The following is a 21,348-nucleotide window of genomic DNA, read 5'->3' on the forward strand; positions in this document are numbered from 1 at the left end:
AACTTTGGGCTAAGGCTAGTATAGCAAAACATAAGGGTTATTGAAATAGAGGCAACTTGAAATTTTATGGATTATTCCTGAACCTCTCTCGAAAGCCGCTGGGGGAGACACCAAATTGTTTTTTAAATAGACGGCTGAAATACAGTGCATCGGAATAGCCGACACTCCTTGCCACTTCACCTATGGGCGCGTCATTAACTAGAAGACGATGCCTGGCCTGGTTAAGCCGGTACGACATCAAATAATTACCGGGTCCCATACCGGCATATTTATTAAATACGTAAAAGAGCCTGTTTTCATTCACCTCGTTTTCCTCTGCCAGAGCCTTAACGGTTAAGGGGTTCATATAATGTTCATGGATATACCTGGTAATTTGATTAAATAAAGCCTTGGCATCATCATTGCTTTGATCACGTACACTGACAAATAACTCCTCAAGGGCACAGCGAAATAGGGTTTCTGTTTGAAACGCAGAAATTCCATCGGGGCAATTGGATACCTGCAATAGCCTCTTAAGAAGCTCCCTAAGGCGTGGGCTAGGGCCAGATGTAAGTTGAAAATGCAGCTTTGACAGGCAATATCCCAGGGGCTCAGGTTCAATCACTCGATAAAGCACAAGTAAATAATCCCAGTGGGTATTACCTAGAACCCGTCTGTTTAATTGCATATGGGCACCGCCATGTAATACATTTCCAGGTTCTAGGGTGTAGGGGGTTCCGTCAAATATAAATTCAGCACTGCCCTTTAATGGAAATACAAAGCCGGGAAATGGTTCAGATATGGCATGATAGCTCATTCCTGGTTCACGAATAAAACGATGCACATGTACTACCTGAAAGGAGGTACGGGCGAAATGCTCCGCCAGCCTGTTAATTTCAATTTTCACTTGATTACCTCCCTTACCTGAATAATAGTGATATAAGCTATTTAGTAAACATAGTAGCTTCAATCGCAAGTTAGTGAATACTAACTTTAATTCCTTTAGTATAGCATAATCTATCTATTTATCAAATAGGCGCTGCATATAAAATGAAATTGCAACAGCTTTAGTAAGATTGTTATAATTAAATAAATAATGGGCTGAACAGTATGGAGGCTTGTCCAATATGCTTCAGGCTATAGCTTAAAGGAGGAGGAGACGGTGGTAAGAGAAATTTTGCTTCTAGGAAATAAACAGCTGTATGAGGTTAGTGAAGGGGTGAAAAGGGAAGAAATACCTCACTTAAAGAGGGTAATTGAAGATTTGCATGATACATTAATGGATTATCGCAGGCGATATGGTGCAGGACGGGCCATTGCGGCCCCCCAGATCGGGGTTAGAAAGCGGCTTATTTATATGAACATTGACAAAGCCGTTGTATTAATTAACCCCGTCTTAACTTATCCTGAGACGGAAATGATGGAGGTGCTGGATGATTGTATGTCCTTTCCGGGGCTGTATGTTTCCGTAAAAAGATATAAAAAATGCATAATTACCTACCATGATATGGAGTGGAGGGAATGTGTCATGGAATTAGAAGGTGATCTGTCAGAGCTGCTGCAGCATGAGTATGATCATCTGGACGGAATATTGGCTACCATGAGGGCAGTAGACAATCAATCCTTTGTCATGAAAAATCCCGTTATCCTTTAACGGTTTCCCACAGCATTTTACCCTCGGTAAATACAATATCCATCCTTTTGGAATCCCTTAACCAGGAAAGGTAGGAGCGAACCGTACTACCCACAAGGACGTATTGGCTGAAGTTCATGGTTAATCCAAGGTCATTGAAAAGGATCTGTAAAACCTCCTCAAACATCATTGGAGCCTTACAGATGGTAAGGATTTTTTCTGCTATTTCATGGACCTTATCAATGTTGATCTGGGCCAGGGGCCTAATATCTTCAGTTGCCTCAGCATGGGCGGGAATAAATAGCCTTCCCTGCATTTTCTTGACTCGCTCAAGGGTTTCAAGGTATTGGGCCACATCATAAATAAAGCTGATTTGATATTTTTTCAGGGTTTCTTCGCTGGAAAGACAGTCAGCCAGATAAATCACCTCATCGGCGGTGCGGTAGCCTACCATGTCGAAGAAATGGCCTGGTAAAGGAATAATTTCCATACCCGCTGGTAAATCTGCCTTAGTCAAGGGTTGGGCCTGACTTTCCTGGGCCATCAGAAATTTATGCCGCAAATCCTTGGGGGGAAAGCCGCCATAGAGGAAGGAAGGCTCCAACAGAGGATGATTAGTAAAGTCTGCTTCAATACCATGGGCAAAAACCTTGCAGCCCGTTTGTTTTTGCAAATATTGATTCCCGCCAATATGGTCTGCATTAGAATGGGTAACGTAGATGGCATTTAAGTGCCAGCCATTTTCCTCAAGAATTTGCCTGACCTTTCTGCCGGCCTCTTTATCATTTCCTGAGTCAATCAAACAGACATTGGCAGCATCCACCTTAACAAGGCCTATTTTGGCAGGGCAATTAATGTAGTAGCTGTTTTCTGCAGCCTGTATTAGTTCGTACATGTTTTCACTCCTCTTATGTATAAAAAATAAATAGCCTGAATGTACTGAAAATTTTATTCCTATTATATAACGCGATACTGAAAAAGTAAACCCTTCCGGCCTTTTCCAGCTTGAACAAGATACCATAAGGATGGAATTAAGAAATTTAACAATTCCTTGTGGAGCAATAATAGAGACAAAAAAAGGGGAGCAGGATCAAATAAATAGATTCACTGTGAAACGAAGCCTTCAAATAATATTCCCGGCATTTGATTGGAATAGATGTATTGTTATTTATATCACATTATGATATAGTAGCATCAATAAAGACTTATTTTGACCATTTTCGTGTTATTTCCCAGGTAATGATAAAATACTATAACCGGCTCATCAATTTGTTTGGCAAAAATTAGGAGGTATATAGTTGAAGGAATTTAGTATTAGAACAAATATTTATTTTGGTAAGGATTCGTTAAGTCGATTAGGTGAAGTTAAAAATAAAAGGGTTATGATCGTATGTGATAAATTTATAGAATCCTCTGGAATGGTTGAAAAAATCCAGGATAAGCTGGTTAATTGCCAGGTAACTGTATTTAGTGATATCCTTCCGGACCCTTCGGTAGAAATTGTTGCAGCCGGTATTCAAGCCCTGAAGGCCTCTAAAGCCACTGTATTAATTGCCCTGGGGGGCGGCTCGTCCATTGATGCAACCAAGGCCATAAGGGAATATTCAAAACAATTTTTAGCACCGGGTTCAGAAATAGAGGAATGCTTTGCTATTCCCACAACAAGCGGTACAGGCTCTGAAGCCACCCAATATGCAGTCATCACCAATAGGGAAGAGGGATTAAAATATGCCCTGGCCGATAAGTCCTTGCTGCCCATGGTGGCAATTCTTGATCCAGAGCTTGTCATTTCTGTACCCCAGGCCATTACGGCAGATACGGGTATGGATGTGATTACCCATGCCTTAGAAGCCTATGTTTCTAAAGATGCCAGCGATTTTTCAGATGCCCTGGCAGAAAAGGCCATTACCTTAGCCTTTCGATTTTTACCCGAGGCCTTTGAAGATGGCACCAATTTACTGGCAAGGGAAAAAATCCATAATGCCTCCTGCCTGGCCGGTATGGCCTTTAACTCCGCAGGCCTGGGTATTACCCATAGTTTAGCCCATGCAGTGGGAGGAAAGCTGCATATATCCCATGGAAGAAGCAATGCAATTATCCTTCCCCATGTCATAGAATATAACGCCGAATTAAATAAAGATAGCTACAGTAGGGAATACTCAGCCGCCGCCAAAAAATATCAGAGACTGGCTAAGCTGTTAAATCTACACGCCTCAACTGTAACCATAGGAGTAAATAATTTAATTAGATCCATTGAAGACCTAAAAAGGAAATTAAAAATTCCAGCCACATTAAGGGAACAGGGGGCTGATTTAAGCCTACTGGCAGAAGCAAAGGAAGAAATAATTGAAGCGGCCATGAAGGATATCTGTACGACGACCAATCCCAGAGAGGTTACGGAGGAAGATTTATTAAATGTATTAGACAAAGCAGCAGGCTCTAAATAATAAAGGTAATACCACCCAGAAATGGGTGGTTTTTAAATTGACTAACCTTAGATCAATTTAATAAAAGTCAAAAAAATACATGTACATTTGTTTAAATATTATGTAAAATGATAGATGTATATGGCAGAAAGGCTTAATTTCATTACAACTATTAAAAATAGGGGTGGTGTTGTTATGACGGAAGGTAAATTATTTGGAATAGGGAAGGTTGAAGAAATATGTAACTTATCAAAAAAAGCCCTTAGGTACTATGATAAAATGGGAATATTGCCTCCTGACAAGGTTTCTGACGGAAATAGCTATCGATATTACAGTAAAAAAACTCTGTTATCGATACCAATCATAAAATACTATAAGCAGAGTGGATTTAAGCTTGAAGAAATGAAGGGATTTCTTCAGGGAACAACCTATTCCGACATAGAAAGAAGCTTTAGAAACAAAATCGACCAGCTTAAAGAACTGGAAAGGGAGATCAATTTAAAAATGAAATCCCTCAGGGACTGGTATGATCTTATTATTGAAGCCCAGATGACAATAGAAAACGATATCAGTGAGGTATCGGTAAAATACTTGGATAGACGTAGAATGGTATATCTGGATCAGGATTTTAAATACGATTATATGGATTCCATCATCAATATAGAATTTACTAATTATGTTGAAAGTATCAATAATGCAATAACAGGCCCTGTAATTATTCATTTTCCCTCTATTACTGAAAAGATGAATGGAACCTGCAATAAAATGAAAATAATTCAAGAAACAATTTTGGAATGTGATGAGAGTCAGACTGTAGAATTTGGAGGATGTATGGTGGCATCCTGCTATCATGTGGGATCCCATGAAACGATAAATGAGACCTATCAAAAAATCATTGACTGGATTAAGAAAAATGGATATGAGCATGAGGATAAATCCTATGAAAGATATGTGACCGACTATTGGACAACTAAAAACAGCCAGGAGTTTGTAACGGAGGTAATTATTAAGATCTATCGAGAAAAGGATCAAAACGCTGCCTCAGGAAAATAAAGCAGTCAAAAATTACATCATTAGCTTGACCAAAAGCCCCTAAATTCAAAAAACTATCGAAGTCGAAGCTGCGCTTGAGTAAGCAGTAGCAGAAATACGACTTTGAATAGGAAGAAGATAGGGGTTTTTTGTTAACCGGAACCTTCCCCTAGGGGGAAGGTAAAACAATCGAAGGAGCACCTGAAGAAATTGATTTAGATAGATTAATTTCTTAAGGTGCTTATTGTTTTGGTATAAATTAACAAAATGCAATACGGTGATCAATTGCTAAAATTACAGTGGAGTTCTTGAAAAATAAACATGACAGCTCAATCAGAAGGGAATATAGCTGAAATGAAATTTGTTATAAATGACCTTAAAATACCAATTGATAATTATTGTGAAAATCTATGTTGACTCTCCCCTTTAGGGGAAGGATTATAATTTAAACTAAGAAATTAAACTTGCCAAATACAATGGATGAAAAGGGTTTAGGGTTTTAATTGTACCTGAAAATAGCACAGCAGTTTTTTAGCAAATACTGCCCTATGCTATGAATATTTGTTCAAAGTTTAACAGGTCATTGTAGGTCTTTATTGATTTTGTACTTATCATTACATCATGAAAACGTTTAAGGGAGGAGCTTTATCTAATGAGTGAAGTGTCGGAAGTAATGAATTCATCTGCAATTGAGGCCAAGAGGCAATTGGCATCCAACTTTTTTAAGAAAGGGATTTCAATTGCATTATTTTCAGGCCTCACCTACGGGCTGTATTCTGCATTTATGACCCTTGGTATGACCAAGGGGGTTTGGGCTGATTGGTATGGAGCCAATACAGCAGGCTTATCGGTGGTTGTCATTACATATTTACTGGGAGCCCTGGGGAGCGCAGTAAATGACACATGTAGTGCCCTTTGGGCCATGATTTATGCCGCTGTAAAGGGAAAACTGGGTGATTTCTTTCGCTGTCTTAAGACAACACCGGGAAAGATAATGATTCTGGCGGCCCTCATTGGTGGCCCCATTTCAAGTACAGCCTATGTTGTTGGCCTTCAAATGGCAGGGTCTATTGTGATTCCCATTACTGCCCTTTGTCCAGCCATTGGTGCTGTTTTAGGAAGGGTGCTATTTAAACAGGAATTAAACAAGCGTATGGTCACCGGTATTATCATTTGTGTGGCTTCCAGTTTTTTAATTGGCAGTACAAGCCTTGCCGGTGACGCACCGGAACAAATGCTACTGGGATTAAGTATTGCCTTTATAGCCGCCCTGGGATGGGGCTTTGAAGGATGTGTTGCAGGCTATGGTACCTCAATGATTGACTCAGAAATTGGAATTACCATTCGCCAGGCAACATCAGGGCTATCAAATTTAATCATTCTGGTTCCAATCTTCGGTATGATCTTTGGTGATGGCGTTGGCTTTTCAGCTGGCCTGGTTGCCCAGGCATTTACCAGTAGTGCTGCCATGATCTGGTTTGGCCTAAGCGGCCTTTGTGCCTTTCTTTCCTACATGTGCTGGTACAGGGGGAATAGCATGTGCGGTGCTGCCCTGGGTATGGCTTGTAATGCTACCTTTTCATTTTGGGGTCCCTTCTGCTGTTGGATTGTGCTGGGGTTATTTGCAGGTATAGAGGGATGGGCTTTGCCACCCGTCGTTTGGATTGGCGCCATGCTTATGATCTTTGGAATTTTAGTAATTGCCATGAATCCAATGGATCTGTTTAAAAAGAAGACAGTATAAGGAGGGGAATTTACAGTGAAACCGCTTAATTATGCTATATTAAAATATTTTACAACGGTAAAGGAAGCCTGCGCTGATGATGTCATTGAAGCACTTCAGGGTATCTATGGCAGATTCAAAGCCCTAAATAAAAAAGCTGTAACCATTGCCCTCATGACGGCGGAAGCCAATGGGCTACTTGAGGAAACACGATTTGATTTAGATAAGAATGGAGAGTTAAGGGTTTATTACCATGCCCCGGCGGAAGGAGCAGCAATCATCAATAAATATATTAAAGATTGATCTTAACAGCCTTCTGTAAAGGTTCCACTAATTTTAAACCTGGAAAATTCAATTTTATAAATATTACAGATATCATTGGTTTTTTTAAGAGGAGGGAAATGTCAATGAGGTATTATGGCGATGAAGCACTGGGGCTTGTAGAAACAGTAGGATTAGTGCCGGCACTGGAGGCAGCGGATAAAATGCTGAAGGCAGCAAATGTTGAACTGGTATCCTATGAAAACGTTGGATCAACGCTAGTGACCATTATGGTTAAGGGTGATGTGGCGGCGGTAAGATCGGCGGTGGAGGCCGGTGCTGAAGCAGCGGCTGCCATCGGTAAATTAACAGCCAAAAATGTTATGCCACGGCCCATTAGAGCAGTGGGTGATATTGTTTCAATTCATGATATAGACCTATAAAAGTCAGGAAGGGAAGGATGCTTATATGGCAAGCTATGAAGCTTTGGGGTTAATTGAAACCTTTGGTTTAGTATTTGTTCTGGAAGCAGCGGATGCCATGTGTAAGGCGGCCGATGTGGAGCTGGTCGGCTATGAAAACGTAGCTTCGGGATATATATCGGTGCTGGTCAGGGGCGACGTTGGTGCATGCAAAACAGCGGTAGAAGCCGGGGTAAAGGCGGTTGAAGGGATGGAAGGCGGAAATCTCTACAGTTCGGTGGTAATCGCTCGACCCCACCAGGATCTTGAAAAGATCATTGAAAGGTATAAGATTACCAATTTATTGCCTCAAAAGTAAGTGGTTGATTGAACAGTTGATAAGGAAGGGAGAGAAAAGATGAATATCATAGACAACGATTTACTCTCCATACAAGAGTCACGAATACTGGTTGAAAATGCCCGGGAAGCCCAGGGAAAATTAGCGGCTTTTTCCCAGAAAAAGCTTGATGAAATTGTTGAAAGAATGGCTGAGGAATTAGAAAAGCATCTTTCTGAGCTGGCAAGAATGTCGAAGGATGAAACGGGCTATGGTAAATGGGAAGATAAGTATGTTAAAAATAAATTCGTTTTAAGCTATCTCACCAGTAGGCTTAAGGGCATGAAGTGTGTTGGAATAATCAGTGAGGATGAGACAAATCAAACCATGGATATCGGTGTACCGGTGGGGGTTATTGTTGCCCTTTGTCCGTCCACCAGTCCTGTTTCCACCACCCTATATAAAGCCTTAATTGCAATCAAATCTGGAAATGCCATAATCTTTTCACCCCATCCAAGGGCCAAAAGATCCATTACCAGGGCATTAGATATTTTAATACGGGCGGCAGAGGGATACGGCCTGCCGGAGGGAGCCCTGGCTTATCTTCAGAATGTGACTGCCGCCGGTACCCTGGCCCTGATGAATCATGAGGATGCTTCATTAATCATCAATACCGGGGTGTCAGGCCTGCTAAAGGCAGCTTATCAATCGGGAAAACCAGTAATATATGGGGGAACAGGGAATAGCCCAGCTTTTATAGAGGCTTCGGCCGATATTCAGCAGGCCGTTAAAGACATCATTGCCAGTAAGACCTTTGATAATGGCGTTGCTTCAGGGGCAGAGCAATCTATTGTGGTGGATCGCCGTATTGAGCCAGAAGTACAAAATGAGCTGAAAAAGAACGGTGCATATTTTATGAGTGAAGAAGAGTCAAGCAGGCTTGAACAGCTCCTCTTCCATAGCGATGGCAGTGCTAAGCCGGTAGCTGTGGGGAAAACAGCACGGCAATTGGCAAAGATGGCAGGCTTTAATGTACCTGATAACATAAGGATTTTAATATCCAAACAGAAGTATGTATCAAAAAATAATCCCTATGTCAGGGAAAAGCTTTGTCCCGTATTGGCCTATTATATTGAAGATGACTGGATCCACGCCTGTGAAAAGTGTATTGAATTATTACTGAGCGACAGGCATGGACATACCCTGGTAATCCATTCAAGGGATGAAGCGGTAATACGACAATTTGCCCTGAAAAAACCCGTGGGCAGGATGCTGGTCAATACCCCAGGTGCCCTGGGAAGCATGGGGGCAACGACCAATTTATTTCCTTCCATGACCTTGGGCAGTGGTTCCGCCGGCCATGGTATGACATCGGATAATGTGTCACCTAAAAATTTAATCTATGTCCGTAAGGTTGGCTATGGCGTACGTACAGCAGATGAGATGATGAAGGGAAAATTACTGAACAACCACCCCACAGCCGGGTGGGCTGAAGTAAAGGAATGTGATACAAACGAGATGGAATGGCTGGAAAGTGTATTAAAGAAGGTATTAGAGAATTTGAAATAAAAAACAAATACCCACCTGAAAAGAATCAGAGGGATAATGAAATAGGAGGTAAGGAATTGGATATTCGTGAATTTTCAAGCAAATTTATGGAAGCTACTCAAAATATGTCTGCTGAAGAGCGGGACGCTTTAATGAAAATGTTTCAGCGTATATCAAAGGACATGGCAAAGGAGGCTCCCTCGGCCAAAACCCCAGCAAGATTGGGGGACGGAGGGATTCCCGACGGAATGACAGAACGTTTGACAAAATTAAAGGAAAATTATCTGAAGCATGTTCCCAGCATCACAACCCATCGTGCCAGGGCCATTACCAAAATAGCCAAGGAAAATCCCGGTATGCCCAAGATTTTATTACGGGCCAAATGCTTTAAATATTGCTGTGAAACAGCTCCTTTGGTTATTCAGGATCACGAGTTGATTGTGGGGGCCCCTAATGGTGCACCCCGGGCAGGCGCCTTTTCGCCGGATATAGCCTGGCGATGGATGGTTGATGAAATTGATACAATCGGTAATCGACCCCAGGACCCATTCTACATCTCAGAAGAAGATAAAAGGATTATGCGTGAAGAACTGTTTCCCTACTGGAAAGGGAAGTCTGTTGACGAATATTGTGAAGACCAGTATCGTGAAGCCGGGGTCTGGGAGCTTTCGGGAGAATCCTTTGTTTCAGATTGCTCCTACCATGCCCTTAATGGGGGAGGGGACTCCAACCCGGGCTACGATGTGATTTTAATGAAAAAGGGTATGCTGGATATTCAGCAGGAAGCAAAGGACCATCTGGCCAAGCTAGATTATGAAAATCCCGAGGATATAGAAAAAATCTATTTCTATAAGGCAGTGATTGATACCACAGAGGGTGTCATGATCTATGCCAAACGTCTTTCTGAATATGCAGAGGAGCTGGCAGCTAAGGAGACGAACCCCAAGCGGAAGGCTGAGCTTAAGCAGATAGCCCAGGTCAATGCCAGGGTTCCGGCCCATAGACCCAGTACCTTCTGGGAAGCCATACAAGCTGTTTGGACAATAGAGTCCCTGCTGGTGGTGGAAGAAAATCAGACAGGGATGTCAATAGGTCGTGTAGATCAATACATGTATCCCTTTTACAAGGCAGATATAGAAGCAGGCAGGATGACTGATTTTGAGGCCTTTGAATTGGCCGGCTGCATGCTGATTAAAATGTCAGAGATGATGTGGATTACCAGCGAGGGCGGTTCCAAATTCTTCGCAGGCTATCAGCCCTTTGTCAATATGTGTGTCGGGGGTGTCACAAGGGATGGCCGGGATGCAACCAATGAGCTGACATACCTGCTGATGGATGCAGTTCGGCATGTTAAAATCTATCAGCCGTCCTTGGCCTGCCGGATTCATAGCAAGTCACCCCATCAATACCTGAAAAAGATAGTGGATGTGGTACGGGCAGGAATGGGCTTCCCAGCATGTCATTTTGATGATGTTCATATCAAAATGATGCTGGCTAAGGGAGTTTCCATTGAAGATGCAAGGGATTACTGCTTAATGGGCTGTGTTGAACCACAAAAATCCGGCAGATTATATCAATGGACCTCTACTGCCTACACCCAATGGCCCATCTGTATTGAACTGGTGTTGAACAACGGGGTACCCCTTTGGTATGGCAAGCAGGTTTGTCCTGATATGGGTAATATCGATGATTTTAAGACCTTTGAAGAATTTGACAGGGCTGTTAAAGAGCAGATTAAATTTATTACCAAATGGAGCAGTGTAGCCACAGTCATTTCCCAACGGGTTCATAAGGAGCTGGCTCCTAAGCCCTTGATGTCCATTATGTATGAAGGCTGTATGGAAAAGGGCAGAGGGGTAGAAGCCGGCGGAGCAATGTACAACTTTGGTCCGGGGGTGGTATGGAGTGGTTTGGCAACCTATACCGATTCCATGGCGGCTATTAAAAGGCTGGTATTTGATGAAAAGAAATATACCCTCAGGGAGCTAAATGAAGCCTTAAAAGCTGATTTTGTGGGATATGAACAACTTAGAAAGGATTGCCTGGAAGCACCGAAATATGGTAATGATGAAGATTATGCTGATTATATAGCGGCGGATCTGATCAACTTTACTGAGAAGGAGCATCGGAAATATAAGACCCTGTATTCCGTATTGAGCCATGGTACCCTATCCATTTCCAACAATACACCCTTCGGTCAATTAACCGGTGCATCGGCAAACGGCCGAAAAGCATGGATGCCGCTGTCAGATGGAATCAGTCCATCCCAGGGGGCAGACTATAAAGGGCCTACTGCCATTATTAAATCTGTATCGAAAATGGCCTGCGATAACATGAATATAGGAATGGTACACAACTTTAAGCTAATAGCCGGGCTTCTGGATACAAAGGAAGGAGAACAGGGCATTATTACCCTCCTTAGGAGTGCCTGCGCCCTTGGATTGGGTGAAATGCAGTTCAACTATTTAGATAACAACACTTTAATCGAAGCGCAAAAACATCCAGAGCAGTATCGTGATTTGATTGTTCGGGTGGCCGGGTACAGTGCATTCTTTGTGGAATTATGCAAGGATGTTCAGGATGAAATCATCAGCAGAACAGTGTTAACCCACTTCTAACGATTCCTATTTTGGAAACGGCAGAGGAATATAGACTGGAGACTGAATTATATGGGCAATAAAAATTTAGGTGGAATCCAACGGAAAGCAACTATTTTCAATGTTCAAAAATATAATATGTACGATGGGCCAGGGGTAAGAACCCTTATATTCTTTCAGGGTTGCCCCCTCCGCTGCAAATGGTGTGCCAATCCCGAAGGGCTAATGAAGCAGTATCGGGTGATGTTCAAGGGCAGCTCCTGTGACAATTGCGGTGCCTGCATTTCGGTTTGCCCCGTTGGAATACACGGTATTTCTAACGAAGGGCTGCATGAGGTCAATCGTAGTATTGACTGCACCGGTTGCAGAAAATGTGCTCAGGCCTGCCTGAAATCGGCCTTATCGATAGCAGGGGAAGTAAAGACAATTTCAGAGCTTGTGGAAATCGTTGAGGAGGACAGGGCCTTTTATGAGGTTTCCGGCGGAGGCGTTACCTTGGGCGGCGGAGAGGTACTAATGCAGCCCGAGGCTGCCGCCAATCTGCTGATGGCCTGTCAGCAGGAGGGGATCAATACCGCAATTGAAACCTGCGGCTATGGAAGGCTGGAATCGGTATTAAAGGTTGCAGAATTTACAGATCTGTTTCTCTTTGATTTAAAGCATATCGACTCTGACAAGCACTATCAGTTTACCGGGGTGAGGAATGAACAGATTCTGGAGAACCTACAGGAGCTCCTTCGGCTGCGATACAATGTCAAAATAAGAATGCCCCTGCTAAAGGGAGTCAATGACGCCAGAGAAGATATTGAAAGGGCCATGGAATTTTTGATGCCCTACAAAGACTATAAGAATTTTAAAGGGATTGATCTGCTTCCCTATCATAAGATGGGAGTCAATAAATACAAGCAGCTGGGTATCGAATATCCCATGGAGGGGGACCCAAGCCTGACCAGTGAAGAATTAGACAGAATTGAGGGCTGGATTAAAAAGTACGACTTACCTGTGGAAGTGGTTCGTCATTAAGGTCTTTTATTTCAAAAATCAGGGGGAGGGTAAGGTTTATGGGAGAATTGTTTGAAAGAAATATACAGCGTGTGATACAGGAGTCGGTACCAGGGAAGCAAATTACAATTGCCCATGTGATTGCATCCCCCATGTCAGATATCTATGAACGGTTAGGAATTGATGAAGAGGGGGCCATAGGAATTTTAACCCTGACTCCCTACGAAACCGCCATTATTGCGGCAGACATTGCAGCCAAGAGTGCAGATGTTGAAATTGGATTCCTGGATCGTTTTACCGGGTCCGTCGTCATCAATGGGGATGTCCAGAGTGTTGAGACGGCGCTGGTAACGGTAAATGATACGTTGAAAAATCTCCTTGGCTTCACCCCGGCCCCCATTACACGAACATGAGAAGGAAACGTATTATGGTGATGGGCCCTTCAGGCTGCGGCAAAACTACCCTGGTCAATGCATTAAACAATTACCATGGTAAATTAAAGCGAACCCAGGATATGATCTATGGTAAAAATACCATTGATGTGCCGGGGGCCTATCTGGAGAGCCCCTGGATGTACAAGCACATCATTTCAGCCGCCCAGGATGCTTCCCATGTATTGCTTTTGGTTGATCAAAGCAGAAGGAAGGACGTGTATCCCCATGGATTTGCCAGGGCCTTTCGATGTCCAGTAATAGGCATCATCACTAAATGTGACCTGATGCCGGAAAACAAAGAAAACTGCTTAAGGCAGCTGAAAATGACGGGGGTCTGTGGGCCATATTTTGAGATTAGCCCTTCAGGGGGAATTGAAATGGAGGCTTTAAAGAAATATTTATTGGAAACGGGTAAAGAAAGGGGGCCGTTATGAAATTTATCACCGAAGCATATTTAAGGGATTTGTATAGAAGAGAGCCTTTTCGTACCTTTCAATTGAATCAGGAGGAACGCCTGACACCCGGAGCAAGTCAATATCTATCAGATAAGAGGATAGATATTGTGAAGGAAGCCCCATGTAATGAAGAAACTGCTTCAGCAAGCCAGCCTGAAGGATTAGCAGTCTTAAATCATAATCTTCAGAGGCTTTGTTATCAATTAAAATCTTTGGAGGCCCGATTCCTTGTTACAGGCAGTGAAATTTTGAAGGAAGATTTCATCTTAGCCCAGCGGGTGTTTGATCTAGGAAAAAGGTTGTCTAATATCCGATGTTTTTTAGAGGGAAAGGGTGAGCTTAAGGGGATTGACTGTACAGAATGTGCTGGAATCAATTCTAATAGCTTCTACGATGACAGGGAAGACTGCTTTGAAATTACAGAGGGCCATATCAAGCACCAAAGAAGCCGAGAAATTCTGAACCTGCATTTACTTCGTTGTACCCTGCGTGAGTTGTTTTTCTGGGCTGCTGAAATAAATGGAGCAGGTCATTTTTTGGAAAGGGACGTTATCAAGGGCCTTTCTGCAATCATTAACTCGCTGTCCCAGATGATCTGTTCCTTAGTAGGAGGGAAAATATGCCAGAAAATCAATTGACCTTTGAATATTGTGACAAGCTGATTCATGATTTTGAAGCAGTGATGGAAAAACCCATTGCACAAGGGGCTAAAGCCTATTACACCGGTGTAGATCTAGGAACTGCCTGTGTGGTGCTGGCCGTGCTGGATGAAAACCATCGACCTGTAGCAGGGGCCTATCGATACGCAGATGTGGTTCGGGATGGGATGGTGGTTGACTATATTGGTGCCGTAAAGATTGTCAGGGAACTAAAGCAGGAGCTTGAGGAAAAGCTTGGTGCCCCCTTGACCTATGCAGCCGCCGCCATTCCGCCGGGAACCGATTCCCTGGATTCTGGAGCTATTAAAAATGTGGTGGAAGCAGCAGAATTTGAATTAACTAATCTATTGGATGAGCCTACGGCTGCCAATGAAGTCCTTAAAATTGAAAATGGGGCAGTGGTGGATATCGGTGGTGGCACAACCGGGATTTCCATACTGAAGGATGGAAAGGTGATATACGTGGCTGATGAACCCACCGGCGGAACCCATTTTTCTTTGGTAATTTCAGGGGCCTATGGATTATCCTTTTCAGAGGCAGATCAATTTAAAAGAGATGGTAGCAGACATAGGGAATTACTTCCTGTCTTAAGGCCTGTCATTGAAAAGGTGTCGTCCATTATCAATTATCATGTAAGGAATCACGATGTAAAGGAAATTTCACTGGTAGGGGGAACCTGCTGTTTGGCTGGAATCGAGGAAATCATTCAAAGGCAGACGGGAATATTCACCCATAAGCCGAAAAATCCGATGTTTGTTACCCCCTTAGGGATCGCCCTTAGCTGCGCCAGGAAAATGATTGAACAGGGAGTGGAGGAAAATGGAGTTTAGAATAATAAAATCACCTTCAAAGGGGACAATGGAGATTCTAAAACGGCGTATGGGAGCAAATTCCTCAGCTAACTTAATCAGTGCTGATGCGGTGGGCCTGATTCAGGGAAGAATGATCGAAATGATTTTTGCAGCAGATATAGCAGAAAAAGCCGTTGGTGTTACTGTTGAGGATATCCGGGGAAGCTGTCCTCAAAATATGATCTTAATTGCAATCTTCGGCGATACAGCCTCTGTGGAATCGGCCATGAATGAAATTAAAACCAGGATAAAAGAAGGAAGCTCATTATGATAGCAGCACGATTAATTGGAAATGTATGGGCAACCAGAAAGGCTGAATCACTCAACGGCTTTAAGCTGATGCTGGCAGAGGAAATCGGGGGGATCAATGAAGGCAGAAGGCTGATCGTAGTGGATATTATCAGTGCCGGCATAGGGGATCGAGTTATGATCTGTACCGGTTCCTCGGCCCGCAGAATGCTGGGTAATGATGATATTCCAGTGGATGCAGTTGTTGTAGGAATCATTGATGAAGATTGTCATTTTAATTAAATACAGGAGGTAATACCATGGGTCTTTTAGATCAAGTGAGGGATGCAGGGGTGATTGGTGCCGGTGGGGCAGGCTTTCCGACCCATACCAAACTGGCATCAAAGGCAGAATATATACTTCTAAATGGGGCTGAATGTGAACCTCTTTTGAGAGTAGATCAACAATTAATGGAGCTGTACCCTGATGAAATTGTCCAGGGCTTTGCTGCAGCCCAGGGGTTGGTAGAGGCAAAAAAGGGAATCATCGGCATCAAAGGAAAGCACAAAAAGGTCATTTCCATCCTGAGAGATACCATTAATAAGCTGAAGCTGGAGGAGCTGATAGAAGTAAAGGAGCTGCCCGATATCTACCCGGCAGGAGACGAACAGGTATTGGTCTATGAGCTTACAGGAAGAATTGTTCCCGAAGCCGGTATCCCCATTCAGGTGGGATGTACTGTGATAAACAGCGAAACGGCATTAAACATTTACAATGCAGCCAAGGGCAAGGCAGTTACAGAGAAGTTCATTACCATATCAGGTGATGTACCCAGGCCTTTGACAGTGAAGGTACCGGTGGGAGCTAAAATAATAGATGTGCTAAGACTTAGCGGAATAAGCAACTTTGAAGATTATACAGTGATTGATGGTGGGCCTATGATGGGGCCGGTCATGGAAAAGCTCGATGGGTATATCACAAAGAAGAACAAAGGATTTATCATTTTGAAAAAGCATCATCCCTTAATCCAGAAAAAATCCATTGAGACGAGCCAGGCGAAAAGGGTAAACCGAGCTTCCTGTGAACAATGCAGAATGTGTACGGATTTATGTCCCCGTTATCTAATTGGTCACAATACCCAGCCCCATATAATGATGAGGGCGATGGCATATGAATTTCAGCCTGGAAAGCCCCAGGAAAACGCCCAGCTATGCTGCCAGTGCAACCTGTGTGAGTTGTTTTCGTGTCCTGTAGGGCTGTATCCCAGGGCTGCCAATGTATATTTCAAAGAAAGGCTTGCTGAAAAAAATATACGATATCAGCCGGAAAAAAGTACATTTGAAGTAAGAAAAACCCGTAAGTACAGGCAGGTACCCAGTAAAAGACTGATTGCCCGTTTGGGATTAAGGGAATTTGATAATCCGGCGCCCTTAGCAGATATTGTGTTGGAGCCTGAAACAGTTCATATTGGAAAACAACAGCATATTGGTGCCCCGGCCAACTGTCAGGTGGCCCTTGGCGACCATGTTCAGGCAGGGGATCTGATCGGAAGGGCTCCAGAGGGAAGCCTGGGGGCCTCCATTCATGCCAGTATTTCAGGGACCGTTATCGAGATTGGAAAAGAATTTATCGTCATAAGGAGGGATTAATATGGCTAATGCAATTGGAATGGTGGAGTTTACCAGTATTGCCCGGGGCATCTATGCAACGGATCAAATGCTTAAAACCTCAGAGGTTGAAATTGTCACCGCCAGCTCTACCTGCCCAGGCAAGTACATTGCCATCGTAAATGGTGATGTTGCGGCCGTAAAGGAGTCCATCAGTGTAGGCGAGAAACTGGCGGAGGAGTTTTGGATTGATTCAATTATCATTCCCAATGTAAGCCCATTGGTTTTCCCAGCCATTACTGGGGCTACCATGCCGGAAAGGATACAGGCACTGGGTATAGTGGAATCCTTCTCTCTGGCCAATATGGTGATGGCGGCTGATGCAGTTTTAAAGGCTGCCAGCTTAGAGCCCATAGAGCTTAGGCTGGGTACCGGATTGGGAGGAAAATCATTCTTTACCTTCACCGGAGATGTGGCTGCAGTAGAGGCTGGTACAGAAGCAGCCATGGCCCTTATGGAAGAAAAGGGCTTCCTGGTGAATAGTGAGATCATCCCCTCTCCCTCTGACCGACTATTACAATCCCTACTGTAGTCAACAAGAGAAGAGGTAATTTATAAGGAAGGATGTGAGGAAATGAAGCGGTTGATTGTTGCAAAGGACGTGGAGGCAATAATGAAACAGGGTGAGACGGAAATTTATGTTGACGGCAATGTGATTATCACCCCTTCCGCCAGGGATCTGGCAAAGGCCAATGGAATAGCCTTCACCACAACACCACCCATAGATCCATTAAAAGCAGTTAAGAAGACAAGCTCCCCTATAGATGGAATTGATAATGAAATGCTGATTACTCTATTTAAAGCCATGATGGATCAGGGGCTTTTACAGGAGATGCTCAATTGCCTGAACATACCAAGTACACCCTATGTTTCGGAACGTGACCCTGGGGGCTTTAAGCTGGTCAGGGGCAATACGGTTAAAATGGATGAATTTGATACAGGGAATCCAGGGGCAAAGGTTCATTGTCAGGAATTAATCAACAAAGAGGAAGCTAAAATGAGTGCAGGATTTCTAACAATAGAAAACTCCCGCTTTGACTGGAAATTGGCCTACGAAGAAATTGATTACGTGATAGAAGGAACCCTAACGGTGGAGATTAATGGGAAGACCTATACTGCTCATTCTGGAGACGTACTGTTTGTACCGGCGGGTGCCAGGGTAGTATGGGGTTCACCTGATAAGGCTCGGATATTTTATACAACCTATCCTGCAAACTGGGCGGATCCTTTATTGTAAACTGAGGGAGGGTTAAGCTATGAAGGCACTTGGTTTAATAGAAACAAAGGGGCTGCTGGCTGCCATTGAAGGGGCAGATGCGATGCTTAAATCAGCCAATGTCAGCCTTTTTGAAAAAACCTGCGTTGGCGGCGGCCTGGTTTCAATAGCAATAATTGGAGACGTAGGGGCTGTCAAGGCAGCGGTTGAGGCTGGTGTTGCAGCCATCAATCACCTTGATGCTTCCCTGCTTGTTTCAGAGCATGTCATACCGAGGCCCCATGAAGAATTAGACAGGATAATGGGAATGAAGCATATAACAGACAATACGGATGATCATGAAGAAACCCAGAAGGATGACAATCAGGGGGACTGTCAAGATATCAATGGGCCCGATTTGATGGATGTAAGGATTGATGAAAGCCCCAAGGATCAAGATCAAGCCGATTCTTTCCAAATGGATAGAGAGAATTTACAAAAGGCTGATCTGGATAGGCTGTTAAAGGAGCAGGGAATCGACGGAGTGATTGAATTGTTAAGGAAGCTGAAGGCGGTCAAGCTGAAGGCTCTGGCTCATCAATACGATGATTTAGAAATGACGGATGAAGAAATTAATAGAGCCAGTAAAAAGCTGTTGATCGATAAAATAAAAGCACATTATCAATAGGCTATTTACTGAAGGTTGTAAAAGGAGGGACAACACAATGGAGAATTTTGATAGAGATCTGCGCTCCATTCAGGAGGCAAGGGACCTGGCACGCCTGGGAAAAATAGCAACTGAAAAAATTGCCGATTATAGTGAAGAACAAATTGATAAAATTTTACAGAACATGGTAAAAGTTGCTGAAGAAAATGCAGTCTGTTTAGCCCAAATGGCGGTGGAAGAAACAGGATTTGGGAAAGTGGAGGACAAAACCTATAAAAATCAGTTAGCCTCCACCATTTTATACGATGCCATTAAGGACATGAAGACCATTGGTGTCATCAAAGAAGATGTGGAAAACAAGGTGATTGAAATTGCAGAGCCGGTTGGTTTAGTAATGGGAATCATACCATCCACTAACCCCACATCAACGACTATTTTTAAGGCTATGATTGCAATCAAATCCCGAAATGCCATCGTATTTTCACCCCATCCCTCTGCTGTAAAATGTATTAATAAAGCGGCCCAATTAATGAGTAAGGCTGCTATTGAAGCAGGGGCCCCTGAAAATATTATTTCATGCATTTCCATGCCATCCATTGGTGCCACCAATGAATTGATGAAGAGCAAGGAGGTAGCCATCATCATAGCAACCGGTGGGCCAGGTATGGTAAAGGCCGCCTACAGCGCCGGCAAGCCGGCCCTTGGGGTAGGAGCCGGTAATTCCCCTGCCTATATTGAAAGAAGTGCCAATATTCAACAGGCCGTTAGCAATATAATGGCAAGTAAGACCTTTGATTACGGTACAATCTGTGCGTCAGAGCAGTCAATTATCTGTGAGGCCGTCAACCGTGATCAGGTTGTGGCGGAATTTAAAAAACAAGGTGGCTATTTTATGACAGCAGAGGAAACGAAGCAGGTTTGTGCCTTGTTATTCAAGAATGGCCATAACATGAATGCCCAGTTCGTTGGCAGGTCACCCCAGGTGATTGCAAAGGCTGCGGGGTTCTCTATTCCAGAGGGCACCAGGGTGTTGATCGGTGAACAGAAGGGGGTAGGGGAAGGCTATCCACTATCCTTTGAAAAGCTCACCACTGTCCTTGGCTTCTATACAGTTAACAATTGGGAAGAAGCATGTGAATTGAGTATTCAGCTGCTTCAGAATGGAATCGGGCATACCATGAGTATTCATACGGAAAACAGAGACATTGTCATGAAATTTGCTAGAAAGCCCGCTGCCCGGATTCTGGTCAATACCGGGGGAAGTCAGGGGGGAACCGGTGCCAGTACAGGGCTGATCCCATCCTTTACCCTTGGCTGTGGTACCTGGGGAGGCAGCTCAGTATCTGAAAATGTTACGCCAATGCACCTGGTTAACCTGAAGAAGGTTGCCTATGGTTTGAAGGACTGTGCAACATTAGCATCTTCCAATCACCGCCTTGGGGCTCAAAGTCAATGTAGAACCTTAAGCCCTGCAGAGTATGTAGCAGCATCAAAGGAACATACCGCTGTCAATGATACCGTGGGCAGTACCGCCACCACCAATGAAGAGCTGATGAAGCTGGTTAATCAAATTGTAAAGGCCATGAAGGGGGAAGCCTAAATGGATAAATGTGAGGCCATACTGAAGCTTTTGCTGGAAACTGTCAAAGCTAACGAAGCCAATACAGCAGAAAATAATAGCTTGCTTGAAATTCCAGTGGGGGTTTCAAACAGACATATTCATCTTTCTCAGCGGGATTTAAATATTCTGTTCGGAGAAAATTATCAGCTGGTGAAGCTGAAGGATTTGTCGCAGCCTGGTCAGTATGCCTGCAAGGAAACCGTAACGATTTGCGGGCCAAAGGGTGCTATTGAAAAGGTGAGGGTGCTGGGCCCCGTAAGGAGCAAGACCCAGGTTGAAGTTCTATCGGCAGATTGCTTTAGGCTGGGGGTGGTGCCCCATATCAGACTATCGGGTGATTTATGTAATACCCCTGGAATTACCATCATTGGGCCAAAGGGTTCCGTATATGTTGAAGAAGGATTAATCGTGGCCCAAAGGCATATCCATATGACAACGAAAGATGCCAGAGATTTAGGGGTTTCTGATGGTCAGCTGGTTTCTATCAAGTTTGACGACATAAGGGGCGGTACCTATGACAATGTGATGATTAGAGCCAATGATGATTCTGCCCTGGAGTGTCATATCGATACAGAGGAAGCCAATGCCATGAATCTTACCAATAGCTCGAAAGTAAAAATTATCAAATAAAA

The 21,348-nt window shown here is 43.6% G+C and carries 23 protein-coding genes and 1 pseudogene; 22 read left to right on the forward strand and 2 right to left on the reverse strand.

The features are described 5' to 3' along the window. Positions 1 to 64: 64 nt before the first annotated feature. Complete coding sequence (locus ACYQ1I_RS02035; RefSeq protein ID WP_459761957.1) at positions 65 to 886, reverse strand: helix-turn-helix domain-containing protein; 822 nt, start codon at positions 884 to 886, stop codon at positions 65 to 67. A 255-nt stretch (positions 887 to 1,141) separates the two neighbouring features. On the opposite strand from ACYQ1I_RS02035, the gene ACYQ1I_RS02040 reads away from it, so the two are divergent. Then, positions 1,142 to 1,633: a peptide deformylase gene (locus tag ACYQ1I_RS02040; RefSeq protein WP_459761959.1), complete on the forward strand. Its 492-nt coding sequence runs from the start codon at positions 1,142 to 1,144 to the stop codon at positions 1,631 to 1,633. Here ACYQ1I_RS02040 and ACYQ1I_RS02045 read toward each other — a convergent pair. Then, the gene (locus tag ACYQ1I_RS02045) at positions 1,623 to 2,507 is read right to left on the reverse strand and encodes an MBL fold metallo-hydrolase (RefSeq protein WP_459761961.1); all 885 of its coding nucleotides are present in this window, start codon (positions 2,505 to 2,507) and stop codon (positions 1,623 to 1,625) included. The two genes, ACYQ1I_RS02040 and ACYQ1I_RS02045, sit on opposite strands and share 11 nt — an antisense overlap. A 403-nt stretch (positions 2,508 to 2,910) precedes the next feature. Between ACYQ1I_RS02045 and ACYQ1I_RS02050 the strand changes: the two genes are divergently transcribed. The 21 genes and pseudogenes from ACYQ1I_RS02050 (at position 2,911) to ACYQ1I_RS02150 (ending at position 21,346) form a co-directional block, all read left to right on the forward strand. After that, positions 2,911 to 4,059, forward strand: coding sequence for a 1-propanol dehydrogenase PduQ (locus ACYQ1I_RS02050; protein ID WP_459761963.1), 1,149 nt, complete (start codon positions 2,911 to 2,913; stop codon positions 4,057 to 4,059). Positions 4,060 to 4,233: 174 nt separating this feature from the next. Then, entirely contained in the window at positions 4,234 to 5,091 is an 858-nt protein-coding gene (locus ACYQ1I_RS02055) for a MerR family transcriptional regulator (RefSeq protein ID WP_459761965.1), read from the forward strand. A 631-nt stretch (positions 5,092 to 5,722) separates the two neighbouring features. Then, positions 5,723 to 6,814 carry a hypothetical protein gene (locus tag ACYQ1I_RS02060; RefSeq protein ID WP_459761967.1) on the forward strand — a complete coding sequence of 364 codons (1,092 nt, stop codon included), beginning with the start codon at positions 5,723 to 5,725 and terminating at the stop codon, positions 6,812 to 6,814. A 15-nt stretch (positions 6,815 to 6,829) separates the two neighbouring features. Next, positions 6,830 to 7,096, forward strand: coding sequence for a hypothetical protein (locus tag ACYQ1I_RS02065; protein ID WP_459761969.1), 267 nt, complete (start codon positions 6,830 to 6,832; stop codon positions 7,094 to 7,096). Between the two features lie 104 nt (positions 7,097 to 7,200). Continuing rightward, entirely contained in the window at positions 7,201 to 7,497 is a 297-nt protein-coding gene (locus ACYQ1I_RS02070; RefSeq protein ID WP_459761971.1) for a BMC domain-containing protein, read from the forward strand. A gap of 25 nt (positions 7,498 to 7,522) precedes the next feature. Then, positions 7,523 to 7,834, forward strand: coding sequence for a BMC domain-containing protein (locus ACYQ1I_RS02075; RefSeq protein ID WP_459761973.1), 312 nt, complete (start codon positions 7,523 to 7,525; stop codon positions 7,832 to 7,834). Between the two features lie 39 nt (positions 7,835 to 7,873). Continuing rightward, positions 7,874 to 9,361, forward strand: coding sequence for an aldehyde dehydrogenase family protein (locus ACYQ1I_RS02080; RefSeq protein ID WP_459761975.1), 1,488 nt, complete (start codon positions 7,874 to 7,876; stop codon positions 9,359 to 9,361). Between the two features lie 56 nt (positions 9,362 to 9,417). Further along, a complete protein-coding gene (cutC, locus tag ACYQ1I_RS02085; RefSeq protein WP_459761977.1) occupies positions 9,418 to 11,958 on the forward strand; it encodes a choline trimethylamine-lyase in 2,541 nt (846 codons plus the stop codon). A gap of 51 nt (positions 11,959 to 12,009) precedes the next feature. After that, complete coding sequence (cutD, locus tag ACYQ1I_RS02090; RefSeq protein WP_459761979.1) at positions 12,010 to 12,960, forward strand: choline TMA-lyase-activating enzyme; 951 nt, start codon at positions 12,010 to 12,012, stop codon at positions 12,958 to 12,960. Positions 12,961 to 12,998: 38 nt separating this feature from the next. Then, the gene (locus tag ACYQ1I_RS02095; RefSeq protein WP_459761981.1) at positions 12,999 to 13,352 is read left to right on the forward strand and encodes a BMC domain-containing protein; all 354 of its coding nucleotides are present in this window, start codon (positions 12,999 to 13,001) and stop codon (positions 13,350 to 13,352) included. Further along, on the forward strand, positions 13,349 to 13,807 hold the full coding sequence (locus ACYQ1I_RS02100; RefSeq protein ID WP_459761983.1) for a EutP/PduV family microcompartment system protein: 459 nt from the start codon (positions 13,349 to 13,351) through the stop codon (positions 13,805 to 13,807). Before ACYQ1I_RS02095 ends, ACYQ1I_RS02100 begins: the two co-directional genes overlap by 4 nt. Further along, the gene (locus tag ACYQ1I_RS02105; protein ID WP_459761985.1) at positions 13,804 to 14,466 is read left to right on the forward strand and encodes a hypothetical protein; all 663 of its coding nucleotides are present in this window, start codon (positions 13,804 to 13,806) and stop codon (positions 14,464 to 14,466) included. Before ACYQ1I_RS02100 ends, ACYQ1I_RS02105 begins: the two co-directional genes overlap by 4 nt. Continuing rightward, on the forward strand, positions 14,448 to 15,317 hold the full coding sequence (gene eutJ / locus ACYQ1I_RS02110; RefSeq protein WP_459761987.1) for an ethanolamine utilization protein EutJ: 870 nt from the start codon (positions 14,448 to 14,450) through the stop codon (positions 15,315 to 15,317). Before ACYQ1I_RS02105 ends, eutJ begins: the two co-directional genes overlap by 19 nt. Beyond that, positions 15,307 to 15,609: a BMC domain-containing protein gene (locus ACYQ1I_RS02115; RefSeq protein WP_459761989.1), complete on the forward strand. Its 303-nt coding sequence runs from the start codon at positions 15,307 to 15,309 to the stop codon at positions 15,607 to 15,609. The genes eutJ and ACYQ1I_RS02115 overlap by 11 nt, the downstream gene beginning before the upstream one ends. Next, positions 15,606 to 15,869, forward strand: a complete 264-nt coding sequence (locus ACYQ1I_RS02120; protein ID WP_459761991.1) for a EutN/CcmL family microcompartment protein — start codon at positions 15,606 to 15,608, stop codon at positions 15,867 to 15,869. Before ACYQ1I_RS02115 ends, ACYQ1I_RS02120 begins: the two co-directional genes overlap by 4 nt. A 17-nt stretch (positions 15,870 to 15,886) precedes the next feature. Continuing rightward, the gene (locus ACYQ1I_RS02125) at positions 15,887 to 17,215 is read left to right on the forward strand and encodes a 4Fe-4S dicluster domain-containing protein (RefSeq protein ID WP_459761993.1); all 1,329 of its coding nucleotides are present in this window, start codon (positions 15,887 to 15,889) and stop codon (positions 17,213 to 17,215) included. Between the two features lies 1 nt (position 17,216). After that, the gene (locus ACYQ1I_RS02130; protein ID WP_459761995.1) at positions 17,217 to 17,765 is read left to right on the forward strand and encodes a BMC domain-containing protein; all 549 of its coding nucleotides are present in this window, start codon (positions 17,217 to 17,219) and stop codon (positions 17,763 to 17,765) included. 42 nt (positions 17,766 to 17,807) lie between these two features. Next, on the forward strand, positions 17,808 to 18,470 hold the full coding sequence (locus ACYQ1I_RS02135; RefSeq protein WP_459761997.1) for a cupin domain-containing protein: 663 nt from the start codon (positions 17,808 to 17,810) through the stop codon (positions 18,468 to 18,470). A gap of 19 nt (positions 18,471 to 18,489) precedes the next feature. Further along, a pseudogene (locus ACYQ1I_RS02140) lies at positions 18,490 to 18,753 on the forward strand (BMC domain-containing protein); the annotation flags it as partial. Positions 18,754 to 19,153: 400 nt separating this feature from the next. After that, a complete protein-coding gene (locus ACYQ1I_RS02145; RefSeq protein ID WP_459761999.1) occupies positions 19,154 to 20,695 on the forward strand; it encodes an acetaldehyde dehydrogenase (acetylating) in 1,542 nt (513 codons plus the stop codon). Further along, a complete protein-coding gene (locus tag ACYQ1I_RS02150) occupies positions 20,696 to 21,346 on the forward strand; it encodes a phosphate propanoyltransferase (protein ID WP_459762001.1) in 651 nt (216 codons plus the stop codon). Positions 21,347 to 21,348: the final 2 nt, after the last annotated feature.

This window comes from Alkaliphilus crotonatoxidans (assembly GCF_054658015.1).

What these genes read in the sequence shown, in the direction of transcription:
- ACYQ1I_RS02070 (WP_459761971.1), top strand. Translation starts at nt 7,201, where the DNA reads ATGAGGTATTATGGCGATGAAGCACTGGGGCTTGTAGAAACAGTAGGA.
- ACYQ1I_RS02075 (WP_459761973.1), top strand. Translation starts at nt 7,523, where the DNA reads ATGGCAAGCTATGAAGCTTTGGGGTTAATTGAAACCTTTGGTTTAGTA.
- ACYQ1I_RS02150 (WP_459762001.1), top strand. Translation starts at nt 20,696, where the DNA reads ATGGATAAATGTGAGGCCATACTGAAGCTTTTGCTGGAAACTGTCAAA.
- ACYQ1I_RS02105 (WP_459761985.1), top strand. Translation starts at nt 13,804, where the DNA reads ATGAAATTTATCACCGAAGCATATTTAAGGGATTTGTATAGAAGAGAG.
- ACYQ1I_RS02060 (WP_459761967.1), top strand. Translation starts at nt 5,723, where the DNA reads ATGAGTGAAGTGTCGGAAGTAATGAATTCATCTGCAATTGAGGCCAAG.
- cutD (WP_459761979.1), top strand. Translation starts at nt 12,010, where the DNA reads ATGGGCAATAAAAATTTAGGTGGAATCCAACGGAAAGCAACTATTTTC.
- ACYQ1I_RS02135 (WP_459761997.1), top strand. Translation starts at nt 17,808, where the DNA reads ATGAAGCGGTTGATTGTTGCAAAGGACGTGGAGGCAATAATGAAACAG.
- ACYQ1I_RS02080 (WP_459761975.1), top strand. Translation starts at nt 7,874, where the DNA reads ATGAATATCATAGACAACGATTTACTCTCCATACAAGAGTCACGAATA.
- ACYQ1I_RS02115 (WP_459761989.1), top strand. Translation starts at nt 15,307, where the DNA reads ATGGAGTTTAGAATAATAAAATCACCTTCAAAGGGGACAATGGAGATT.
- ACYQ1I_RS02145 (WP_459761999.1), top strand. Translation starts at nt 19,154, where the DNA reads ATGGAGAATTTTGATAGAGATCTGCGCTCCATTCAGGAGGCAAGGGAC.
- ACYQ1I_RS02130 (WP_459761995.1), top strand. Translation starts at nt 17,217, where the DNA reads ATGGCTAATGCAATTGGAATGGTGGAGTTTACCAGTATTGCCCGGGGC.
- ACYQ1I_RS02120 (WP_459761991.1), top strand. Translation starts at nt 15,606, where the DNA reads ATGATAGCAGCACGATTAATTGGAAATGTATGGGCAACCAGAAAGGCT.
- ACYQ1I_RS02055 (WP_459761965.1), top strand. Translation starts at nt 4,234, where the DNA reads ATGACGGAAGGTAAATTATTTGGAATAGGGAAGGTTGAAGAAATATGT.
- eutJ (WP_459761987.1), top strand. Translation starts at nt 14,448, where the DNA reads ATGCCAGAAAATCAATTGACCTTTGAATATTGTGACAAGCTGATTCAT.
- ACYQ1I_RS02045 (WP_459761961.1), bottom strand. Translation starts at nt 2,507, where the DNA reads ATGTACGAACTAATACAGGCTGCAGAAAACAGCTACTACATTAATTGC.
- ACYQ1I_RS02095 (WP_459761981.1), top strand. Translation starts at nt 12,999, where the DNA reads ATGGGAGAATTGTTTGAAAGAAATATACAGCGTGTGATACAGGAGTCG.
- ACYQ1I_RS02125 (WP_459761993.1), top strand. Translation starts at nt 15,887, where the DNA reads ATGGGTCTTTTAGATCAAGTGAGGGATGCAGGGGTGATTGGTGCCGGT.
- ACYQ1I_RS02100 (WP_459761983.1), top strand. Translation starts at nt 13,349, where the DNA reads ATGAGAAGGAAACGTATTATGGTGATGGGCCCTTCAGGCTGCGGCAAA.